This is a genomic window from Thalassobellus citreus (genome assembly GCF_044385915.1).
Taxonomy (GTDB): domain Bacteria; phylum Bacteroidota; class Bacteroidia; order Flavobacteriales; family Flavobacteriaceae; genus Thalassobellus; species Thalassobellus citreus.
Map to the genome: position 1 here is coordinate 1 of NZ_JBISCC010000113.1, position 21,248 is coordinate 21,248.

A 21,248-nucleotide genomic window follows, 5' to 3' on the forward strand; every position below is an offset into this window, starting at 1 on the left:
GGCTTGGGTTTCTGACCTGAAAGGACTCAGAAACCAAGCTTCTTTTTCCGTTGTCTTTTTGGGAAAGTGTCCTAATTTTTCCAGTGCTTTTTCCACTGGAAAATTACGGGCTGTTTCACAATTTATTTTTCTTTTCATAAGGCAATGTGTTTTTAGGTGTTTTTTTAATGATTTGATGATTTCACTTGTTAAGCCTTGTAAACACTATGATTTAAGAGTCATCAAAATGTCATCATTTCATCATTATCGGTTTTTTATGACACCATCCTGTCATCATTATTTTTTTTGATGACAAAATGATGATACTATGATGACGGCTTTAGCCCAATAAATACAACAGGTTTTCTATGCTGTCATCAAATCATCAAAATTTTCGATTAAAAATGATCTCTCTACGGTAAAATAGCGTCCTTTGGCATCTATCAACGTCATGTCTCCATCTGTCCAAATCACAAATTTTTGATAGCTATTAGAGTTGTCCTTGTTGCTTAATTTCCAATCTTTTTTCAGCAATCTTCTTAGTTGAGTCAAATCCGTTTTTATTCGCGTTTTATTAAGTGCTAAAAGGGCATCCATTGGACAAAGGTCAACGGCTTCCAAATCAAATTTTTCAATGACCCCCATTAGAATACTTGCCAGTTCTTTCTCAACCCGATTACGATTGTTCTGTACTAACTTTATTAAGGCCTTTGTCTTGATTTGTTGGGCAGTAAACCACATGCGAGTTAAGTGTTTTGAATGTAGTTTACGATTAGCTAGGTAATGAAGGAAAGCAGGAATCTCCTTAGTGAGATTTTCTAAAAAGGTAGTATCCTCTTTTTCTAATGTTGGGATTTTTATCACCCAGAAGCGAGTTTCATTAGCATCTATCTTAATAAAACTCTCTTCGTTATTACTACATAGAATAAACTTCCCAAAAAATTCAACTTCTCGCTTATCCTTGCCTTTGGCTTCTAACTTATTAATGTTGGTAGTGCTCAAATACTTGATGCGCTCCGTAAGTTCTTCTTTATTAAATAGTACTTCATCAATGCATATCAAAAGCTTGTTAGCCCAATCGGCATTAAACTGACTGCTAAAACTATCATTAGTTAAATAAGTTAGATTGTTTTCAAAGATTTCCTTGAGCCATTTTAAAAAAGTGCTTTTTCCCGTGGAGCGTTCTTTAGAGACTAAGCAGAGGATGGGGAGTACCTGGATGGGTTTTAAATATAATAGTTGTAGATAGTCCAAACCCAGTTCAAAATGTTTTCCAAAAATATGCTTTACGAATTTTAATGATAATGTAATAGCACCCTTTTTTGGTGTTTTACCCAAAGGGGAGTAGATATTATAAAACCCTAGATATTCTTGTTTAAAGTTTAGATGATTTGGAATACAGGTGAAGCCATCATATTTTGAAATTTTGCTTAAATGATCTTTACCATGGTCTTGTTTAATGGTTTCCATGTTCCAATGCACCAAGATTTCATTAAAATGGCCAGCAATGGTTGGAGCTTTGACGCGTTTATAATAGGATGTACCTACACGTATATAAGGTATCTGTTTCATAAGAAGTGTTTTTACAGCATAGCAAATAATTAAACTGTTTGCTATCGAATAATGAATATTTGAAATTCTTATGTCCCTAAAGACCTTTATGAGTGTTGCTATTGGTCAGTTTTGATTCTCGCTTATTTTGAAGTAACCAATCCACAAGTTTCTTTTTATCGAAAAAAACCATTTTTCCATTAGGTTTGGAGTGTGGAATTTTTCTAGAAGCGGTGAGTTTGTATAAATAACTTCTTGAGATTCCAGTATAGTCACAGGCTTCGTCAAAGGTTAAAACTTCTTTGCTTCCTATGAGTAGTTTTTCTAAACGATCTAATCGCTCCAGTATTAAAATAGTGTCCATTTTTTATTGTTTTAGATTTATAAAATGAACAAAAGCGCTTTTGTTATCCCTTATAGGATTATGGTAATAAAAGTATAAAACAAGGTTGTTGAAAGAAGATGTAATACGAAATAGTTATTCACAAATATTTGTAAAACAACGATTTAAATAAAATCACATCAAATTTTATGAAGTATTTCAGATTGCATATTATCTGTATTTATATGGTATCAAATAACGCTATTTAAAATTTTGGTCAAATAGGTCTTTTGGGCCATATTGTAGGTTATTAACAATAAAAAGGAGGGTGGACGGCCAAAAAGGAATTTAAAAACGTCAGTTTTAAGATTTCTGTATAAAAAGTTTATGTGCTTCATCTAAAAATTCACCTTCTTCAAAAGGTAAAAGCTGATTTGCTAATTCTAAAGTTTTGCGAATATCAGATCCATGGTCTTTAACGCGGGGAGGACAATAGCTGTCTCCTTGGCTGGCCAATATGCACACGTTTATTAAGGATTCAATGGTAGTAAACAAATCCAAATAGCCGTCAAATTGCAAGAATGATGGTTTGAATTTTCCTTTTCGTGCATTAGAGTGATGTAACACCACTAATTTGCTCTTTGCCAAAGCTTCTAATGCTTTAATTTTATTCTTTTTCATAACTACTTTTTTGTCTTTAGTTTTCTGTTTTCTTCATTATTTCCTTCACTTCATCCAAAAATATCATTTCTTCATAAGGCATGAGTTGGGTGATGAATTCCAGTACTGCCTGTATATTTATATTGGGGTCTCCAATGTATGTGTTGGATATATAGTCTGCTTGCAATGCCATTATACAGGTTTTTTGAAGATTCAAAATAAGTTCTATAACCTCTTTATAACTCCCTATAAGCAGTATAATATTACTTTTATCTGTATTGTGAGGATTAGGTTCTAAAAGTGTAAGATGTCGTTTAATAAGTTCTTGGATATCTTGTTTTGTGTCTTCTTGCTTCATGACATTCCGATTTTAAAGATTAGTACTGATTAGATGGATTGCAATGTAGTTCCTTGAGGTGTTCTAATTGTGTATCACCCAATTTCTTGGCTTCGTCATAAAACCATTCACAGCGGTTATAGGCCTTGTCTGTATCCTCATTTGAAAATTCATTTTGGACTTTGAATCGGATGATGTGGTGTGCATTACAGAGCATATAATATATACGATGTAAACCATAAGTCACCTTGGGAAAAATAGTCTGTGGTAATTGTGAAAATTGACTGCATAAATGCAACAGATAAGATAGTGAATAATGTTGTGGTTTAAATTCCCAAAACACAAATAAGAGTGCCATGCATACCTGTTCCAAAGCATGGTGCATAATAGACAATTTGGAAATGGAATCCTCCTTGGGTTCAATGTTGTCTATAACGGACAGTAGATATTCTGCACGATCCATACGGTTCTTCCAGGTTTCTTGAATGCGGTCATAAACATTTTGATGAAAAAGTAAAGCGTAGTTGCTGAATTTAGACAGGCAATCATCTTTTTTATAGATACAAGGTGTTTGGAAAATAATCTTAGACAAAAAATTGTCGCCATAATTTAATCGCTTCTTGACTTTTGATAAAGTATATGTAACAACATAAACCTTACAACGTTGTTGCATCTTATTGTACAGATCGTCCATAAAGTCCCCTAGTCTTTTGGAAATGGGCTTATATGTGATGATAGCAGTGTATAAGTTACCGCCTTTTGAGAGCTTGCACTTTGTGGTGATAGATAGACATTCTGCCGCTTCTTTTCTTTATTGTAACCAATCGCATATACAGAATGTAATGGCAATAGTTCTTTTAAAAGGTTTAAAAGTTCCATTTGAAATGGGAATTTTGTTGGTGTTTTTGCTTCCATACTTTTACTATTATGATGATTGAACTTATTTTTAAAGCATTGATGTATTCAAAGTTAACCAAAGGTTATGATACATCATAACCTTTGGTGATGTTTTTTTATAGAAATTGTAATTTCTATGAATAAAGAAGAGAAAGATTTCCTTAAAAAAGTTGGCGGAAATATAGCCAAACAAAGAAGAGAAAAAGGTTTTAGTCAACTAGATATTTGTTCCGTTATTAAAATGGAAAAACCTAACTTATCAAGTATTGAAAATGGAAGACAAAATGTAACTTCCCTAACCTTACTAAAAATTTCAAAAGCGATTGGAGTGGAAGTGAAATTATTCTTCGAATAATAAAATCTGATTTAGAAATACTAAGATCATTTATTTTGTGTACTAAATATCATTTCCAAATTTAGTAGGAATAGCAAGATTCGAACTCGCATCTTCGGGGTCGTAACCCAATGTTTTATCCATTAAACTATACTCCTAAATTGTGGAACAAACAGGAATCGAACCTGTATCTTCGGATTTTCAGTCCGTTGCATTGACCAACTTTGCTATTGTTCCATTTTGGGTGGCTTCGGGATTCGAACCCTGTTCTTCTCTTTCACAATGAGATGTTTTACCAAATAAACTAAAGACACCATATTTTGAAAACCCGATAGGACTCGAACCTATACCTCAGGAGTCAAATTCCTGTATGCTCACCATTTACATCACGGGTCTATATACTCCACCTTGGATTCGAACCAAGACTACACGGGGCTTAAACCCGATGCCTCTTCCAGTTGGGCTAGTGGAGCATAGTATGGGGAGAGAGATTCGAACTCTCAGATTCCTGATTCTAAGTCAGGTGCGTTTGCCATTTTCGCCATCCCCACATTTAATATTTGTATTCCGTAGGGGAATCGAACCCCTAATTCTACATAGAAAGTGTAGCGTCTTAACCATTTGACCAACGGAACCTTTTGTCTGAGAAGCAGGATTCGAACCTGCAACCTCCCGCATCCAAAGTGGGTAAACATCCAATCGTTATCTTCCCAGATATGCAGTACTGACGGGATTCGAACCCGCAACTTCCCGAGAGACAGTCGGATGCACTAGCCATTGTGCTACAGTACTATTTGTGGAAGTGGTAGGACTCGAACCTACAAGCTCCGAAGAGACCAGATTTACAGTCTGGAGAGCCAACCAATTGCTCAACACTTCCATAATTTGAGACAAGGATGAGATTCGAACTCATAGATAACGGGTTTGCAGTCCGTCGCCTTAACCATTCAGCCACCTTGTCATTTTTTTGCGGAGAGCAAAGGAATCGAACCTTCACCACTTTTACATGGACTTGATTAGCAGTCAAGCGTAACAAACCAGTATTTACCTACTCTCCAATGCGGAAGCAGTGGGAGTCGAACCCACACGAGTCGTTATCTCCGAACGGTTTTCAAGACTGTGGCCACCACCTATTGGCTTGTCCTTCCTAATTTTTATTCATAAAAAAAGCACCTCTTTTCGGGAGGTGCTTTACTTGTTATTGTTTTTAAATTATATCAATTCATAACATAAGTATTCTCCCTAATTTTAAATTTGTGTTGCCCATAACTATAAAACAGCTCTAAGCTCTTCGGCGAGCGAAGACAGAAATCTGATGATAAAATATGTTGTAAATGAAATTTCATTATTATATTATTTGTTATTAATTTTTGATGTTGCAAAGATGAAATCAATTTTTGATTCACACAAGAAAAAAATGATTTAATTTATTGATAATCAATTAGTTATTCTTGATTTTAAACAATACTTTTCCTGTCCGTATAACTACGGATAATGAACATTTTATACAACAGTCTGTCTCCCAATTGTTTTCAGTTTCAATTCTCTATTTTACTTTTTTCTAACTCTTAAACATTATTTTAAAAATTTCCATAAAAAAAGCGTCCAGTTTAATTGGACGCTTATAATTTATAATGATTTATGGTCAATAATATCTTCAATTACTTCTAAAAATCACATAGCGTCCTAATCGCTCACTATATTCCGAGCGAAAATCATAGAGACAAAACTCTATTTGTTGACTAATATGTAATCTTTGCGGTATCATTTGTTTTACAAATATGCTGTTTTATTTTTATTGTACAAATATTTAATACAACTACGCATTCTTTTTACGTAGCAAGTGATTATTTCTTTTTAGTTTTTTTACGCTTCTTCAATTTCTTAGATGGTTTTTGTTTTTTATCTAATTTCATCTTCTTTTCTATACGCTTTTGTTCATCTACCATAAAATCAAAATAATAATCATTATAGCAATGCTTTTTGGCTTCTTTTAAATGTTTCAAACAAATTTTATAACTTCCTAATGTTTCTTCTATATAAGAGGATAACCAATATATTTCCGCTTTACTTATAGTTTCTATAGTTTGTGAAAAGCTTACTAGTTTTTTTGCTCTATCTATCTTGTTATTCCAAATAAGGTACTTAATATACATTGGGTAGACATCTTCATAATTAGTATCAATAGCAATAACTCTATCAAAACATTCAAATGCTTTGTCTGGCATTGATAAATGTTTTGCATAGACTTCTCCCAATAAGCAAAGTGAAGCACAATGGTTTTCGTCATACGAAAGAGCATAGTTCAAAGCTTCACAAACTTCTTCCCAATCACTACAAAACCCACCTGTCGCTGCTTTTGCTTTTAAGTAGTAACTGTCTGCTAATGTTAATCCCATTTTTGCTGTCTTAAATTATTTTTTGATTCTTGTCGTTTAGACTAATAGCCTTTATTTGCTTTCTGTGTTTTAAAATCGCTTCCTGTAAATACACGTATAGGATTCCCTCTTTCTAAATTGAGATGGTTTCCCCATTGATTTTGAATCGACACTTTTAGCTGTTCATTATTATATCTACCTACCTTTTCTTGCAATCTTTTTATAGCTATTTTTTTATTTTGATGCTGTGACCTACTATCCATAACCAAAACTTGCATACCTGTTTTTGTATGAGTTGCCCTTATAGCTGAACTTACTTTATTCACGTGTTGACCTCCTGCTCCTGAGCTTCTTATTGCTTGAAATCTTATGTCGCTTTCTTTTAAGAGTGTTTCTTCTGTTGCTTCAATTTCATAGATTCCTATAAACCAGTTTTTACGCTTATGAAATTTGCGAAATGACGATTCCCCTATCCATTGAATTGTACCTATCCAGTCTTTTATAAAAGATTCTATTGCTTTTCCTTGTAATTGAATAGTTGCAGATTGTAGCGTTCCGTTTTCGACACCAAGTTCTCTTTGTAAAAGCGTATATTTAATTTTTGCTTCTTTTATTTCTTCAATGATATGTTTTAAAACTTGGGCTACAACCCAGCAACATTCAACAGGTCCTCTACCTGATGTTATTTGTATTGTTTTTGTTTTCAAAATCTTATGTTTTTAAATGAATTTCTCCTGTTTTAGGATTTAATATCATCTGTTGAACTGTGATGTCCATTTTTACTTTCTTATCTGACAAAATGTTGAAATAATCAGTTTCTCTCACTGGGGTTTCATCATCCAATAAATCTTTTACACGATTATGCCTTCCCGATGCAGTTAATTGTAATGTGTCTTTTGTTAACTTATTTTCTGTAAGTGTCAAATACTCATTGGTAACAATTAAACTATTATCAATAGGTTTTCTAATTGTATATTTAGTTGGTGTTCTTTCTATAACAACATTTTCATTTTTATTACACCCAACAATCATAAGTAGGCAATCTGAAGCAATAGGTGTCTCAGACAATATTTTAACTGCTTCATCAAAACTAGATGCGTTTTCAAGAACATCACGTATTAAAAAAGTAATTGGAATTGCAAATTGAGGAGATTCATTACTCAACACTGCATTCAACGTAATAGAAAACGCTCCTTTTTTTACTCCAGATAGTGCACCAACAAACCCAGGCCAACTAACTAGTGAGTAAATGACTTTACCATTCATTTCAAAATCAAAAACTTTCGAGTATTGTCCCAAAATATTATTCTCTGTCCACCAATCTAAATTTCTAGCATGTAATTTTTCCGCTTTATTGGTAACACAAAAAGCGGTGCAACCAAACACAAATTTTAAGGCATCGTAATACAGGTTTGTAATCAAGATCTCATTTTCTGAGAAATTACAATATTCACTTATTGCCTTTATTTCTTGTTTATATGATTCAGAAATAAATAATGCTTTGTAAGTTTCAATATATGTTTCAAAAATTCCTGCGTCACTTAGATCAGTTAAATAATATTTTAAAAGATTATTGACTTCTTCTTTGTATTCTTTTAAAAAACTCCAACGTTCAGATGGGGTTAAATTTAAATTTATTATTATTCTTTCCATTTTCGTTTATGTTATTTTAAAGGGTTTTTCGATAACAACGTATTTCCTATTGGATCCTTCCCTTGTTCTAATAATTTTAATGCCGCTTTTACTGCCCAACATTTATCACTTGAATGGATATTTGAATAATAACCTAATAAAGTTTTAGGTTCTACTATCCTCCATCCATTAACAGTAATAGTTTCTACAGATGCAGATTCGAAAAAATCAATAGTGATTCGAATCTGTTTACCACTTTCTAACCAATCTGTTTTTTCATAGCGTCTAAAATTTTCTTGACTCTGTAAATAATCATATCGTGTCCATACTTTTTGAAACCCATGTTCTAAAAGAACTCTCATAACTTGTGGCACTCTTTTAGGGTTAACAAATATGTCAATATCCTTATGGTCATGTGCATGCTTATATTCTGTATGATTTGGCTCAGACATAAAATGCCAAGCCCAACCACCAGATATTATAATCCATTGTTTTAATTGTTCTAATATTTCTAAGCCATGCTCTATTCTATAATCTGGCCATAGCTCTCCGTATCTTTTTATATTATGATTTGCTCCCATAATTTTGTTATTTATCCATTCTCACAATTTTTGGTGTAAATGTTCCCAATACTTCTACCAATTCTTGTTGATTATTCATTACTTTTTTGATATCCTTATAAGCCATCGGTGCTTCATCTACACCTCCTCCAATAAGTGTAACATCATGTATTTTTAATTGCTGCTTTACATCACTTTTAGTGAATTTCTCTTTACACTTTCTGCGTGAATGTAAGCGTCCTGCACCATGAGAAGCAGAGTTTAAACTCTCATCATTCCCCAAGCCTCTAACAATAAACCCCGGTGCAGTCATAGAACCAGGAATGATTCCTAACTCACCACTTGAAGCAGGTGTTGCTCCTTTGCGATGTACAATACATTCTTTTCCGTTTACCGTTTCTTTCCAAGCGAAGTTGTGATGATTCTCAATCTTTACAACGGCTTTAGATCCTAACAGCTTCTCTATGCGGTAATGAATATCATCATGACATGCCTTTGCGTAATCACCTGCTAAATTCATTGCCAACCAATATTCTTGTCCGTCATGCGTGTTTAAATCTAACCACGCTAAGTGCTGAACATTTTTGGGTAACGGACATTGCTTTGCTGCTAAATAGGTATAATGCTTTGCTATATTTGCTCCTAAGCCTCTGGATCCACTATGTGATAATACGCCTATATATTCTCCTGGGTTTAAATTCCATTGATTGTCTGCATCGGTTATAGAAACTACGCCAAATTCTACAAAATGATTCCCTCCTCCTGAGGTTCCCAATTGTTTAAAGGCTTTTACTTTCAGCCTCTTTAGTAAAGGAATTTCATTAAACTCTTCTCTTTCAAAAATCTCATGATCATGTTTTTTATCATGTGTTTCATACATTCCAAATTTGGTATGATTAGACAAGATGTTTTCCAGTTGATGCTGTCTTCCTTTTAGGTAGGATGCTTTCACAGGGTAGATGGTTAAGCACATTCTACAGCCAATATCTACACCAACTCCATAAGGAATCACGGCGTTTTCTGTTGCTAATACACCTCCTATTGGCAAACCGTAACCTGTATGGGCATCTGGCATTAAAGCACCTGCAACGGCTATTGGTAATTTTAAAGCATCGTACAACTGGTATTTTGCTTGTTCATCTATTTCATTCTCGCCATAAATGGTAAAAGGTGCTCTGGTATTTTTGAGTTGGTGAAACTTAACCTCAACGGGTTTCACTAAACCTTCGGCTACTTTTCCCCAAATGGCATTACCTTGAAATTTTTCTGGACTTTGCAGTACTTCTTTTGCTTCTTCCAATATGCGTTCTTTTTTTTCTCTTTTTCTATATCTATTAATTTGCCCTAAAGCAATATTGATACTGTTATTTTTAGGGAAGCCTAATTTTATTAAGTCTTTCCCTTTTAGTTTATTTCCCATAATATGTTTTCGTTTAGAATATCCTCAATAGCATATTTTTTAAGACTCTTGAGGGCTCTTTGTATTTTTAATTTTTCTTTTTTATGCTCGGACACGTTCCAATAATGTCTCCACCTATCTAGTTTTTGATCTGCTTCGTAATAACCATTCTTTAAAAGCTGTTGTTCTAACAAAGTGGACTCACTTTCTAATATTGGATCAATACGTTTTGAATGTGTTATATAAGCTCTTGTATATTTAATTCTATAGGTTCCTTTAGGAATCCGTATATAGAACCTAAGTTTTATTTTTTTACATTCATTCTTATAATAGAATGGTGTACACATACATTGTGCTTTAAAACTAAGCTTGTTAAATTGCCTCTTGCTTATGGTTGGGAAATCTTTATAAATAAGATGTTTTGAGGTTTGATGTAGCCACTTTTTTTGTGCTTCTTCTTTTGTTCTACCCCAAAAGAATTTTTCAATCTTATCATATACTTCTAAAATAGCTGCTTTGTTCTTGTAGCGTTCTACTTTATGTGTAATTATAATTTCTTTAAACCAACCATGACGAACAGGTTTCTTCAACTCTATATACCCCAATCCTTGCATTTCCTTCCAGACTTCAGAACGCCTTTTCCAAATATGACGCACTTCTTTCTCTCTCTTTTCTTTGATATGCTTTGGTTTCAATTATCATATTTTAATCTTTACTATTGGTCTCGTGAACATTTAAGTATGACCAAAATATGGCGTACAAAAAAGTCCGAAACTTTTTGGCTTCGGACTTTTTTCAATATGATAGATATCATCTATTTAATAAGGAAAGTGGTCTCGAAGCGTATGCACAATAGAACCTGGTTCTTTTTGCATGGTAGTATGTAATTTGATAAATAACATGATTACTTCGTTTTTAAATTGTTTGTACTTTATTGCGGTGCAAACCTATAGAGACTTTTTTAATTACGCAAGAAAAAATTTAACTTATTTTATTGATTATCAAGTGGTTATGCTATTTTTAGACAATAAAGTTCCTGTCTAAATTTCTTCAGATAAGTAATATGCTGATGACGAGCTATGTGGTGTTATAAACTCATTTTTCAATAGCTTAAAATTTTACATAAAAAAACGCCCAAACTTTTTCAATTTGGACGCTTTATTATGATGTTATTGTGTTTTAACCTATTTAAAATACCACAAGAATCGCTTTTTAGCGTCCGATATGTTTTTTAATTGTATTAGCATAGGTGTCTTATTTTTTATTACTTTATTTATTATAAATATAAAGGAGCTGTTTAATTCTCCTACAATGTATTCTTTTTAGGAATGCTTATGACATTGCTAGTATTTCTACTACTTTTCCATAAACATTTTTAGTCCATCCGTTAATTCTACCGTGATTGTTACCAATTAACAATCCTCTTTTATTGTTTTTACCTTTTATTAGGTGCGTAAAGCAGTTTCCACGAACTTTACAATATACAATATCTCCGATTTCGCATGCTTCCCAATCAATAGGTTTTAACCTTACTGGTTGTTTAGATTTTAAAAGCGGTAGCATAGAATGACCTGGTTCTTTAGATATAATGGTTTCACCATTAGTTAATTTTTGAATTTTCCAATTCATATTTTATATTTTATAAGTTATGTAACGCATTATGGTGTTACATATCCCACAGAATAATAAAGAACCTTTTCAATGAACTGGTGCAAAGATGAGAGTATTAATGTATAAGTTCCAAATTTTCAGAATAAAATTTCATTCTAATAAAAATTAACAATTTATTTATCTTAGATAGATTTGGCTTTTCTAGCAAGTTTGACGTAGCATATAATGGTTCTAATTCTAGTTTTCGTTCTTCTGCCCAACTTACCATGTCATCGTACTCGAATTTCCCTTTCTTTATATCTAACAGAAAATCTCTATCTGAGCGTTTTACATAAATAGTGCTTTCTAAAGCTATTTCTTTAGCCATATGCAATAACCGGAACGTATGCATCATATTTTTAGAATCGTAATTTTTACCATGTGACACTGTTGTTTTGTAACGCTCTTCATTGCGTTTACCTACCCAGTCCCAATATTCTTTATACTTTTTACAATATGTTGAATAAGCATCTTTATTAAAAAAGAGCATTCCTATAGATTCTTCCCCTTTAGGAATGGAACTTAAGGCAATATCATTTGCTTTATCACTTCTAATAATGCCTTTATAGGGAATCTCTAAACTGTGATATAAATTGTTACAATCTTTTAGGTGTGCAATATTTGCGACACCACAGTTTTCTTGTTTTATATTATGATTACCTAAAAACACCTTTAAAGGTATCGATAACCCTTTTTCATACACAAAGCAAAAATCTAAAACCAATTTACGGTCTTTTTCTACTGGGTTCACAATTTTCTTTTCTAAACCTCTTGCTTTTTTTATTTGGGCATAGGCATAGTTTGCAAATGACTTTTCACATTGTTTAGATAAAAAATAGTCTAGTTTTATTTCATCAAAAATAGGATGTTTATACAGCACACATTCCTCAGGTACATTTAACAGTTCTAATATATTAGGATTATTTTTTGAACACAAATCTATAAACTTACGTAATTCATAATACACAATATCATTAGTTTCATTATTTACTTGGCCTATATAATCTAAAGAATAAAAGCTTTCTTTTGGAAGAATGAACACACCTCGTATATCTGTATCCGATTCTGGTGTGTCCAATCCGTAAGCTCTACTTCCGCTTATGCATTCAAAAATGATATGTCCAGATTTTTTTAGTTCTTCTATTGTCATACTATTGTTTTTAAAAAGAATTCATTAAACTCCTCTGGATTAGATTTTTTATTTACTAAATCATTTTTAACACGATTATTCTCTTTGGCAATTTGTTTTACCAATTTAATTAAACTAGCATCAACGGGTTCATTACTTTTCTCGATATGTTTGCTTTTTAAGAGTATCAACTCATCTAAAGTTGAATGATAGGTCGCATCAATTAATGGGTATAATTCTCGAAACAAAACTGGAGGTATTGTATTTTTTTCATAAACCCATTTGGCACATAGAGCTGTTCGAATAGCATAAAAGAAACTTTTTAATGTCATTTTATCTGAACCTAATGTTTCTTCAAACCCTTTATTCATACTATGATAGTGATAAAACCCAGAAACAGGATTAAAGTTGTTTGCTGCCAAGGTTTTTATTTCATTCAAAAAAACTGCATTCTCTCTATAAACTATTGGCGAAAACAACCATCCTAAAAAAGAGGCATTAGATTTTGCTAACAGTTTAAGTGCTTTTTGAACGTCCCATCCAGAACCATCTAGATCGTCATCGGTCATGAACTGAATGGAATCTTTTTGTTCCCAAAGGTTTAAATACCAATTCTTTTTATGTTTATAAACAAAACGTATGTCGTAATCAGAATCTGGAGAAGCAAAGCCCCAAGCTCTACTTCCAGATTCTACAGCGAATAAGATTTCTATATTTCTATCTTGTTCTATTTGTTTTAACTTATTCAATATTTCTGCTTTCATTGTTCTAATGTTTTTTTGTCTTAATACTTGTAATGATTTCTTCTCTACTAAGACCTTCTAATTGTTTTTCATAACATTCGTCCAAAATCTTTTTAAAGGCTTCGGAAGGTTTTAATCCTAAATCTATTAAATCTCTCCCCAAAACCAAAGGCTGTATTTTTTGTTCTCCAAATTTTTCAAATAATTCAAAACATTTTTCAGACACTTTATGCGTGTCTAAAAAAATATTCCTCCCTGTTCTTCCAGCAGAATCAGCCTTACTTTGCCAACCCAAAACATCTAATCTACATTTGTTATGTAAACGTTTCCAAGCTACCTCTTTAGCTTGAGAATTGTACAATTGCCCAGGTCTCATGTGTAATCCAACAATAGTAGTGACATTATTAATCAATTTCTTATCATTTGTTATTCGGTTTAAAAACCTTTCTGAAATTTCAATTCCAGCAATATCATGCCCATAAGATTTTAAATCTGGAGTTGTTGTCGATGGTTTTCCTACATCATGCAATAAAGCCCCAAACATATAGGCTAACCTCCACTCTTTAGGTATCAACTTCCTTAATTTTGCTGCATTATCCAACACCATACATGTGTGATTCCAAACATCTCCTTCAGGATGCCATTTGGGGTTTTGCAAACAACCAATAAGATCATTAAGTTCAGGGAAATGGATCAGCCAACCAGAGCTTTTTAAAAACTCTAATCCAATAGCTGGTTTGTCTGCCTTTAATAATAATTTTTCCCATTCTACAAAGATGCGTTCTTTTGGTAATTCTGAAAATGAATCAACCATAGACCTACATAACTCCATAGTTTCTTTAGCTACTTTTTTCCCTTTCCGAGGCAATAACTGCATAATACGCAATACACGTAATGGGTCTTCTATAAACGTCTTTTCATTTGTTGCTCTTATAATTCCTTTTTCCAGATCTTCTAATCCGTCATAAGGGTCTACAATAGTTCCATTATGCAAATCCTGATACATGCTATTAATCGTTAAATCCCTTCTTTTTCCGGCTTCTAAAGGTGTCATTTTTTCATTTAACACAATCTCGAACCCTTTGTGTCCTATCCCTATTTTATTTTCTCGCCTTGGTACAGATATATCTATTTCAAAATTATTTATTGTGGTTTTAATAACACCAAAAGATTTACCAACTAAATTACAAGGCATGTTTAATGTCTCAATTAAAACAACCAACTTATTATAAGACAAACCATAAACTTCAATATCTATGTCTTTTATAGGTAAACAATTTATACTGTCTATAACTGCACCTCCAATTAACATTGCATTTCCACCTTGTTCTTTTATTTCTAAAAGCAAAGTCTGAAATTCTTTTTCTTTAAAAACTATATGTTTTAGGTTTTCTATACTTTTCATTATTCCAATTCACAATAAAGCAAGCTTTTATTAGTTCTAATCCTCTTTTACTAAAATTACCTGTTACTTTTACGTTTCTCTCTTCTAATTTTCCAAGGCGCATTCTTTTGCCAATCACCAGCCATAATACACCCATAAGGCATGACCTCATCAATAACTTTACCCAAGCCAAACTCGTCCATTTGCTGTCTTACGGTTTCTGCATTTTTATAAGCTGTGGGTAATTCTGTTATATCAATCTCTTTAGAGAAAAATCTAACATCTAAACCTTTGGTTTCTTCGTTAAAGATGTCTTGAAACGTTCCTGTTTTACTTTTTCTATGTTGTGTTCTACTCATATTTCTTCCTGCCCCATGTGGCGCGAAACCTAAATTATTTGTTGTTGTATCTCCTTCTACAATTAAAACGGGTTCAGACATATTCAAAGGTATTAATCTTGGCCCTGTAATATCTGGCATAAACTTTTTATCTAATGGTGTCGCGCCTTTTGCATGGTAGAATAAATCGCCTTCTTTAAATACAAAGTTATGTTCATTCCAAAATCTGTTTTCTTTTTTTATTCCTAACTTTTCTAAAGTTGCATCATGTAGTACTTCATGGTTTTTCTTTGTCCATTTTCTAATAATTTGCAAAGCTTCCCAGTATTTCTCGCCTTCTTCTGTATCAAAAGGAATCCATGCATTTTGTTTTAGTGTTTCTGGCGACAGTTCTTTTCTATAACGTTCTGCTACTTTCATTCCTTTAGAATACAAGTTGGCTCCAAAGCCTCTACTACCGTGGTGTGTAACCATCATGGTGTTCCCTGTGTTTTTAGATCTACCTATGAACAAAAAATGGTTTCCGTCTCCTTGTGTTCCTAAGTGAGATCTTGCTGCCGAAATGCATTTTTGGTCATTTAAAAAATAGTTTGCTTCTATTTCTGCTAATAAATCCATAGGAAATCTAAATTGTGATTCTCTGTCTCTTCCTCCTGGTCCAAAATGTGTAATACTATGTGCGGCGTCTAAAACTGCTTTAGGATCTGTTTTTCCAAAATCTGTAAGCATTACTGAACAACAAATATCGGCACTATGCATGCCTGGGTGAATAGCATTTTTTGCTACCACAACACCTCCAACAGGAATGGTACCTGTGGAACCTGTAGGACATGCATCTGGCATAATAGCACCGTCAACTAAAGTTGGGGTTTTCATTAACACTTCCATTGTTTCTACAACCGAATTAACATTAGTTTCCTCTAACTCATTATCTGCTTTAATGTTTATTGAAAACGGTACAGCTTTTTTATGTAAATCTATTGGGTCTGGTGATTTAAACTGCTCTAAATAATTTTTTAAATCTGCGTCTCTTAATTGATTTTCATTAATATGTTCTATCGCTTCTTTAAACCATTTTCCTGATCTAAATCCCATTTCAATTAATGTGTGTCCTGTAATGTTTGTTCTGTTTTCCATTTCTGTTTTTTTTAAAACTCCGCCGACTCCTCGTTCGGCGGAACACTACTTTCAAGCCTTTTCTAAAGACTTATTCATGATTCCGATGCAAATATTTAACCAATCTGCGCAATTATTTTGCGTAGTTTAAAATAATCACTAAATTTCTCAAAAAATTATTTAGATGGGTTTAAAAGAGAGGTTTTATCAAGTGCTTAGTTGTTGGATTGACAATGAAACTTTTATTGGGCAACAATGGGAAGAATTATCTGAAAAATACACACAATCTTTTAGAAAATACCATAATCTAAATCATCTACAAGAACTCTTCAAGTATTTTGATGCGTATAAGAATGAATTAGAACACCCTAATGAGATGGCTTTCTCCATTTTCTATCATGATATTATTTATAGTATTTGGAGTAAGAAGAACGAATTGAATAGCGCTAAATTGGCTACTGAGTATTTGTTGAATTCTGCTTTAGATGATAGTGGTATCGAGCGTGTTTTTAACCTAATTATGGTAACCAAAAACCATACGCCCAATAAAAATAAGGATGAAAAATGGATGATAGATTTTGACATTGGCATTCTTGGTCAACCATACGAAACTTATTTACAATATACACAGCATATCAGAGATGAATATGCTGCTATTCCTAACTCCGTGTATAAAAAAGGCAGAAAAAAGGTATTGAGTCATTTTTTAAATAAAAGTAAAATATACCAAACGGATACCTTTTATAATTTATTTGAAATGAATGCTAGAAATAATATTAAAAAAGAACTTGACACCCTGTAATGGCATTAAATAAAAACGCATTAATACGTTATAAAACGATAGATAAATGTCTACAAAACCATTACAAACAATGGACTTTAGATGATTTAATTGAAGCTTGTTCTGATGTTCTATATGAATATGAGGGAAGGGAGATTAATGTTAGTAAACGCACTGTACAATTAGACATTCAAATGATGCGCAGCGATAAGCTTGGTTATAATGCTCCTATAATTGTTTATAATAAGAAGTTTTACAAATATGAAAATGAAGGTTATTCTATAACTGATATTCCTTTGAACGAAAATGACATGAATGTTCTTTCGGAAACTGTTGAGATGCTAAAACAGTTTAAAGATTTTTCTCTTTTTTCTGAATTAGGAGGCATTATACAGCGTTTGGAAGACAAGGTTTATACTGAAAAGACTCACCAGTCTGCCATCATTCATTTGGATAGGAATGAAAAACTAAAGGGCTTGGAACATTTAGATATTTTATACCAGGCTATTATTAAAAAGATGGTTCTTAGGATTAGATACCAATCTTATAAGGCTAGAGAAGCTTCTGAAATTATTTTTCACCCTTTCATTTTAAAAGAATTTAATAATCGTTGGTTTTTAATAGGGAGACCAGGAGTAGAGGCGAAAAAGTCAATCGTTACTTTTGCTTTAGATAGAATAGTTTCTATTGATTATGATACAACAATCACATACAAAAATGACAACTTCAATGGTGATAAATATTATAAAGATGTTATTGGGGTTACTGTTTCAAATATCCGCGCTGAACGCATCCAGTTTTGGGTTGACAAGAAAAATGCTCCGTATGTAATGACTAAGCCTTTTCACGATTCGCAAAGGGTCATAAAACAAACTGATGATGGTGTTATCTTCAATATTTTTGTGCAAATTAATTTTGAACTTGAGCGTATGATTTTAGGTTTTGGAGATTCTATTGAGGTTTTAAAGCCTAAAAAACTTAGGGGTAGGATGCAGCAAAAATTGGAAAAGGCTGCTGGTTTTTATCTGAAAGACCAGACTTAATTATCTCAAAAATTATTTATAATTAAAATACATTTATTTTCAATCGTTCACAAACACTTTTATCAATTGGAAGGTAAGGACGTTCTTGAGGAATCATCAATTTATCTAATTCATTATTAAGAACATGTTGATACTGTTCGTTTACAAATCCTGAAATATCTTCAATTTCTAATATATCTTCTTTAGCATATTTCTCGATATCTTGATTTCTAATTCCAAGTTGAATAGCTCTTCTATCCAATTTCGCACCATAAGGGTCATGATCTGGATCCCATTGTAATCGGATATTTGATTTTTTTACGGCATTTTGCCAATCTTCTCTATCCTTATATATACCATCTTGATAACTTGAATACACAGCATCATTTAAATAACGTTCAAATACTTCACGTTTTAAATGAATAGCCAATACAACTTCTTGACCTTCTTTTGTCCCCCACCCATTACGATACATCATCCATAGGAAATTTGGTTTTATCCAAGTCATTCTATTCAGGCTAAAAGCGCCTCCAAAAAACTGATTCTTTGCTGCAAATTGACCTATTTCTAGCCTATAAGATTGATATACGATTACTTTTTCCTCATCAAACTGCGCCATAATATGGCGTCCTGTTTCTGGCCATTCTTTTAATTGCTCTTTATATAATTTTGTTATTAGTTTCATTTTTTAATGATTTATTAAATTTTAAAATTAAACCTTCAATATCCTTTCGTCTTACTACCTTGTCTCTCCATTCCATTGGGATACTATCCAATCCATAATAAATCCCTGCTAATCCTCCAGTAATTGCAGCTGTAGTATCAGTATCCTCTCCAAGATTTACAGCACTAATAACAGCATCTTCATAAGTATTTGTGTTCATAAAACACCAAAGTGATGCCTTTAAAGAATTCACAACATACCCACTTCCAGAAATACGCTTTTCATCAATTTTATAAATATCTTCTTGAAGTACATCAAAATAGAACCCTAGTTCTTTTGGGTTTAAATCTTTGGTCTCCAAAAAAGCATTTACTTTATCTTTAATTACGTGATATGCTTTAATTTTATCACTACTGTTTAACAATTCTAAGCCATATTCCACATAGATAAAACAGGCTAATACTGATCGTAAATGAGCATGAGTTAAAGATGAAACGTCCTTAATTATTTGATAGCGTTCTTCAATATTATCAGTATTTTTAAGAAAAAAAACGAGTGGTAATATTCGCATTAAAGAACCATTGCCATTTGAATACTCGTCCATACCTCCACAAATCTCAGGTGTATGCCCTTCTTTCATATAAAATATAGACTGCCTTGTTGTTACACCAATATCAAAGACTACTCCATGCGGTGTCCAATAAGATTCATCATACCATGCGATAAATTTATCAGCAATATTTTTCGTGTTAAAACCATCTAATAAGCCTTCCATTAAACAGAATGTTAGAGAACTATCATCTGACCAAGTCCCTACAGGTTGTCTATGAGTTCCATACCCAACCATCGTTTCGGCTGGATTCCTTTTCATTTCATCTTTAGACAAAAATTCAAAAGGTACCCCTAATGCATCTCCAACTGCCACTCCCATAATTCCACTTCGTATTTTTTCTAACAAACTCATGCTTTCTTTACTTCAGCTTTTTCAATAATTTCATTTATAACCTTGTCATTTGATCTTTGAAATTGGTTTCCTAAAAAGGTCTTTGTTACCTCTATTTTTCCCTCTATCTGATTATTGAATAATTCCATTTCTTCTGAAGGCACCCATAATTCATTATGAATTTCACCACCTACATTTCTAACTTCAAACTTTTTAATGTACTCCGTATTCACTTTGAATGCAGTGACAAAACCAGAATATCCAGAAAACTCATCTCCTGTATTCCATTTTAAAGCAATTTCAGAAGCATAATCTTCATTCATCACAGGATAAAAGATAGGCTGCCAATTTAACCTTGGTGGAAATTTAGAAAAACCACTTTCAATTATAAGTTCTAATTCTTTCAACCCAATCGGCCTATATAATATTATTGTTTTCATTGTTTTAATAATTTATCATACAACTCATAATTCTCCAGATCAAAACAAACAAAAGAAACTTCTTCAACTGTCTTTTGATTTTTAAAATTTTTAATAGTATCAATCGCTATTTGAGCTGCTAAATCTTTTGGGAATTTGTAAATCCCCGTACTTATATTTGGAAATGCAATACTTCTAACATTGTTTTCAATTGCTAAGATCATTGTGTTTTTATAACAATCACTTAAAAGCTTTTCTTTTTCACCTCCTCCTTGATTCCAAACTGGGCCAACTGTGTGAATTACAGATCTAGCATCTAAGTTTCCCGCTGTTGTTATAACTGCTTCTCCAACATTACATTTTCCTTGCTTGGCTCTAATTTCTTGACAGGCTTTCAGGATTTCTACACCTCCTTTTCTATGAATAACACCATCAACTCCTGAACCACCTAACAATGAAGAGTTCGCTGCATTCACGATAGCATCAACTTTTATTGATGTTATATCTGATTGTATGACTCTTATTTCCATTTTTTATTCAAAATCGTAAACATAAACCTCTAGATCACCATTTGATAAGGTTTCAAGTATTATAGGTTCTATTTCTTCCCATTTCCCACCTGCTAAACCACAGCCAATTCTTGGCATATGAATACTTGCACTTAGTTTTTTTGCTTCAATTGCGATTTCACTTAAACAAGACTTAACCGCATCATATCTAATTGGTGCTATTTTATTTACTCGTTTTAATCCTTTCTGAGCAACCATATTTCCAACAAAAACATCTTCAGACACTTGAATTAACTGGGTAGCTCCTAAAGCAAAATTATTATCAGCTTTATTTTTATACCACTGTCTATATGCCTTTTCAGGCTCTGGCCATTTCTTTGAAATTGCTAATACAAATCCTTTACCCCAACCACCCAAATCATTACAGATATGGACAATTATTTTGTTTCCTTCAACTTGTGGAGCCGTAGCATCTCCTTTTAAATATGTTATAGTTTTCAT

At 32.7% G+C, this 21,248-nt stretch carries 25 protein-coding genes and 11 tRNA genes; 3 read left to right on the forward strand and 33 right to left on the reverse strand.

The window, feature by feature from the left end; all coding sequences use genetic code 11:
- Positions 1 to 345: 345 nt before the first annotated feature.
- The 6 genes from ACH5TX_RS02775 to ACH5TX_RS02800 all read right to left on the reverse strand — a co-directional run bounded on the left by ACH5TX_RS02775 (position 346) and on the right by ACH5TX_RS02800 (position 3,764).
- The gene (locus ACH5TX_RS02775; protein WP_439338032.1) at positions 346 to 1,551 is read right to left on the reverse strand and encodes a primase-helicase family protein; all 1,206 of its coding nucleotides are present in this window, start codon (positions 1,549 to 1,551) and stop codon (positions 346 to 348) included.
- A 76-nt stretch (positions 1,552 to 1,627) separates the two neighbouring features.
- On the reverse strand, positions 1,628 to 1,894 hold the full coding sequence (locus tag ACH5TX_RS02780) for a helix-turn-helix transcriptional regulator (protein WP_439338033.1): 267 nt from the start codon (positions 1,892 to 1,894) through the stop codon (positions 1,628 to 1,630).
- 321 nt (positions 1,895 to 2,215) lie between these two features.
- Entirely contained in the window at positions 2,216 to 2,533 is a 318-nt protein-coding gene (locus tag ACH5TX_RS02785) for a hypothetical protein (protein WP_101449508.1), read from the reverse strand.
- Between the two features lie 16 nt (positions 2,534 to 2,549).
- Entirely contained in the window at positions 2,550 to 2,870 is a 321-nt protein-coding gene (locus ACH5TX_RS02790) for a hypothetical protein (protein ID WP_439338034.1), read from the reverse strand.
- Positions 2,871 to 2,889: 19 nt separating this feature from the next.
- Positions 2,890 to 3,543 carry a hypothetical protein gene (locus ACH5TX_RS02795; RefSeq protein WP_439338035.1) on the reverse strand — a complete coding sequence of 218 codons (654 nt, stop codon included), beginning with the start codon at positions 3,541 to 3,543 and terminating at the stop codon, positions 2,890 to 2,892.
- Positions 3,544 to 3,551: 8 nt separating this feature from the next.
- The gene (locus tag ACH5TX_RS02800) at positions 3,552 to 3,764 is read right to left on the reverse strand and encodes a hypothetical protein (protein WP_439338036.1); all 213 of its coding nucleotides are present in this window, start codon (positions 3,762 to 3,764) and stop codon (positions 3,552 to 3,554) included.
- A 118-nt stretch (positions 3,765 to 3,882) separates the two neighbouring features.
- Here ACH5TX_RS02800 and ACH5TX_RS02805 point away from each other — a divergent pair, with 118 nt between their 5' ends.
- The gene (locus ACH5TX_RS02805; RefSeq protein WP_439338037.1) at positions 3,883 to 4,101 is read left to right on the forward strand and encodes a helix-turn-helix domain-containing protein; all 219 of its coding nucleotides are present in this window, start codon (positions 3,883 to 3,885) and stop codon (positions 4,099 to 4,101) included.
- 65 nt (positions 4,102 to 4,166) lie between these two features.
- Here the strand turns inward: ACH5TX_RS02805 and ACH5TX_RS02810 are convergent.
- The 22 genes from ACH5TX_RS02810 to ACH5TX_RS02915 form a co-directional block, all read right to left on the reverse strand.
- Positions 4,167 to 4,238 (reverse strand) — tRNA-Arg (locus ACH5TX_RS02810).
- Positions 4,239 to 4,244: 6 nt separating this feature from the next.
- A tRNA-Phe gene (locus tag ACH5TX_RS02815) sits at positions 4,245 to 4,317 on the reverse strand.
- 86 nt (positions 4,318 to 4,403) lie between these two features.
- Positions 4,404 to 4,476, reverse strand: a tRNA-Gln gene (locus ACH5TX_RS02820).
- A 3-nt stretch (positions 4,477 to 4,479) separates the two neighbouring features.
- Positions 4,480 to 4,553: transfer RNA gene (locus ACH5TX_RS02825), tRNA-Leu, on the reverse strand.
- 4 nt (positions 4,554 to 4,557) lie between these two features.
- Positions 4,558 to 4,631 (reverse strand) — tRNA-Leu (locus ACH5TX_RS02830).
- Between the two features lie 12 nt (positions 4,632 to 4,643).
- Positions 4,644 to 4,715, reverse strand: a tRNA-Glu gene (locus tag ACH5TX_RS02835).
- Between the two features lie 6 nt (positions 4,716 to 4,721).
- A tRNA-Pro gene (locus ACH5TX_RS02840) sits at positions 4,722 to 4,794 on the reverse strand.
- A 5-nt stretch (positions 4,795 to 4,799) separates the two neighbouring features.
- Positions 4,800 to 4,872 (reverse strand) — tRNA-Asp (locus tag ACH5TX_RS02845).
- Between the two features lie 5 nt (positions 4,873 to 4,877).
- Positions 4,878 to 4,960: transfer RNA gene (locus ACH5TX_RS02850), tRNA-Tyr, on the reverse strand.
- Between the two features lie 8 nt (positions 4,961 to 4,968).
- Positions 4,969 to 5,041 (reverse strand) — tRNA-Cys (locus ACH5TX_RS02855).
- A gap of 9 nt (positions 5,042 to 5,050) precedes the next feature.
- Positions 5,051 to 5,137, reverse strand: a tRNA-Ser gene (locus ACH5TX_RS02860).
- A 790-nt stretch (positions 5,138 to 5,927) separates the two neighbouring features.
- On the reverse strand, positions 5,928 to 6,479 hold the full coding sequence (locus ACH5TX_RS02865; RefSeq protein ID WP_439338038.1) for a tetratricopeptide repeat protein: 552 nt from the start codon (positions 6,477 to 6,479) through the stop codon (positions 5,928 to 5,930).
- 41 nt (positions 6,480 to 6,520) lie between these two features.
- Positions 6,521 to 7,165, reverse strand: coding sequence for a peptide chain release factor H (gene prfH / locus ACH5TX_RS02870; protein WP_439338039.1), 645 nt, complete (start codon positions 7,163 to 7,165; stop codon positions 6,521 to 6,523).
- Positions 7,166 to 7,169: 4 nt separating this feature from the next.
- Positions 7,170 to 8,111, reverse strand: coding sequence for a C45 family autoproteolytic acyltransferase/hydrolase (locus ACH5TX_RS02875; RefSeq protein ID WP_439338040.1), 942 nt, complete (start codon positions 8,109 to 8,111; stop codon positions 7,170 to 7,172).
- Positions 8,112 to 8,122: 11 nt separating this feature from the next.
- The gene (locus tag ACH5TX_RS02880) at positions 8,123 to 8,671 is read right to left on the reverse strand and encodes a hypothetical protein (protein WP_439338041.1); all 549 of its coding nucleotides are present in this window, start codon (positions 8,669 to 8,671) and stop codon (positions 8,123 to 8,125) included.
- A 7-nt stretch (positions 8,672 to 8,678) separates the two neighbouring features.
- Positions 8,679 to 10,070, reverse strand: a complete 1,392-nt coding sequence (locus tag ACH5TX_RS02885) for an RtcB family protein (protein WP_439338042.1) — start codon at positions 10,068 to 10,070, stop codon at positions 8,679 to 8,681.
- Complete coding sequence (locus tag ACH5TX_RS02890; protein WP_439338043.1) at positions 10,055 to 10,744, reverse strand: hypothetical protein; 690 nt, start codon at positions 10,742 to 10,744, stop codon at positions 10,055 to 10,057. The genes ACH5TX_RS02885 and ACH5TX_RS02890 overlap by 16 nt, the downstream gene beginning before the upstream one ends.
- A 637-nt stretch (positions 10,745 to 11,381) precedes the next feature.
- Positions 11,382 to 11,678 (reverse strand): S24 family peptidase, encoded by a 297-nt coding sequence (locus ACH5TX_RS02895; RefSeq protein WP_439338044.1) that lies wholly within the window; start codon positions 11,676 to 11,678, stop codon positions 11,382 to 11,384.
- A gap of 97 nt (positions 11,679 to 11,775) precedes the next feature.
- Positions 11,776 to 12,849, reverse strand: coding sequence for a nucleotidyltransferase domain-containing protein (locus tag ACH5TX_RS02900; protein ID WP_439338045.1), 1,074 nt, complete (start codon positions 12,847 to 12,849; stop codon positions 11,776 to 11,778).
- Positions 12,846 to 13,592: a nucleotidyltransferase domain-containing protein gene (locus tag ACH5TX_RS02905; RefSeq protein ID WP_439338046.1), complete on the reverse strand. Its 747-nt coding sequence runs from the start codon at positions 13,590 to 13,592 to the stop codon at positions 12,846 to 12,848. Before ACH5TX_RS02905 ends, ACH5TX_RS02900 begins: the two co-directional genes overlap by 4 nt.
- 4 nt (positions 13,593 to 13,596) lie before the next feature.
- The gene (locus tag ACH5TX_RS02910; RefSeq protein WP_439338047.1) at positions 13,597 to 14,976 is read right to left on the reverse strand and encodes a CCA tRNA nucleotidyltransferase; all 1,380 of its coding nucleotides are present in this window, start codon (positions 14,974 to 14,976) and stop codon (positions 13,597 to 13,599) included.
- A gap of 56 nt (positions 14,977 to 15,032) precedes the next feature.
- Positions 15,033 to 16,430: an RtcB family protein gene (locus ACH5TX_RS02915; protein WP_439338048.1), complete on the reverse strand. Its 1,398-nt coding sequence runs from the start codon at positions 16,428 to 16,430 to the stop codon at positions 15,033 to 15,035.
- Between the two features lie 163 nt (positions 16,431 to 16,593).
- Between ACH5TX_RS02915 and ACH5TX_RS02920 the strand changes: the two genes are divergently transcribed.
- Positions 16,594 to 17,211 carry an HD domain-containing protein gene (locus tag ACH5TX_RS02920; RefSeq protein ID WP_439338049.1) on the forward strand — a complete coding sequence of 206 codons (618 nt, stop codon included), beginning with the start codon at positions 16,594 to 16,596 and terminating at the stop codon, positions 17,209 to 17,211.
- The gene (locus ACH5TX_RS02925; RefSeq protein WP_439338050.1) at positions 17,211 to 18,233 is read left to right on the forward strand and encodes a helix-turn-helix transcriptional regulator; all 1,023 of its coding nucleotides are present in this window, start codon (positions 17,211 to 17,213) and stop codon (positions 18,231 to 18,233) included. Before ACH5TX_RS02920 ends, ACH5TX_RS02925 begins: the two co-directional genes overlap by 1 nt.
- Before the next feature lie 22 nt (positions 18,234 to 18,255).
- Here the strand turns inward: ACH5TX_RS02925 and ACH5TX_RS02930 are convergent, their stop codons facing one another.
- Genes ACH5TX_RS02930 through ACH5TX_RS02950 form a run of 5 tightly spaced genes read right to left on the reverse strand, consistent with a single transcriptional unit; the run spans position 18,256 to position 21,248 of the window.
- Positions 18,256 to 18,897 carry a DUF4291 domain-containing protein gene (locus ACH5TX_RS02930; RefSeq protein ID WP_439338051.1) on the reverse strand — a complete coding sequence of 214 codons (642 nt, stop codon included), beginning with the start codon at positions 18,895 to 18,897 and terminating at the stop codon, positions 18,256 to 18,258.
- Complete coding sequence (locus tag ACH5TX_RS02935; protein ID WP_439338052.1) at positions 18,872 to 19,840, reverse strand: ADP-ribosylglycohydrolase family protein; 969 nt, start codon at positions 19,838 to 19,840, stop codon at positions 18,872 to 18,874. Before ACH5TX_RS02935 ends, ACH5TX_RS02930 begins: the two co-directional genes overlap by 26 nt.
- Positions 19,837 to 20,259 (reverse strand): ADP-ribosylation/crystallin J1, encoded by a 423-nt coding sequence (locus tag ACH5TX_RS02940; RefSeq protein WP_439338053.1) that lies wholly within the window; start codon positions 20,257 to 20,259, stop codon positions 19,837 to 19,839. The genes ACH5TX_RS02935 and ACH5TX_RS02940 overlap by 4 nt, the downstream gene beginning before the upstream one ends.
- Entirely contained in the window at positions 20,256 to 20,768 is a 513-nt protein-coding gene (locus ACH5TX_RS02945) for an O-acetyl-ADP-ribose deacetylase (RefSeq protein ID WP_439338054.1), read from the reverse strand. Before ACH5TX_RS02945 ends, ACH5TX_RS02940 begins: the two co-directional genes overlap by 4 nt.
- A gap of 3 nt (positions 20,769 to 20,771) precedes the next feature.
- Entirely contained in the window at positions 20,772 to 21,248 is a 477-nt protein-coding gene (locus tag ACH5TX_RS02950) for a macro domain-containing protein (RefSeq protein ID WP_439338055.1), read from the reverse strand.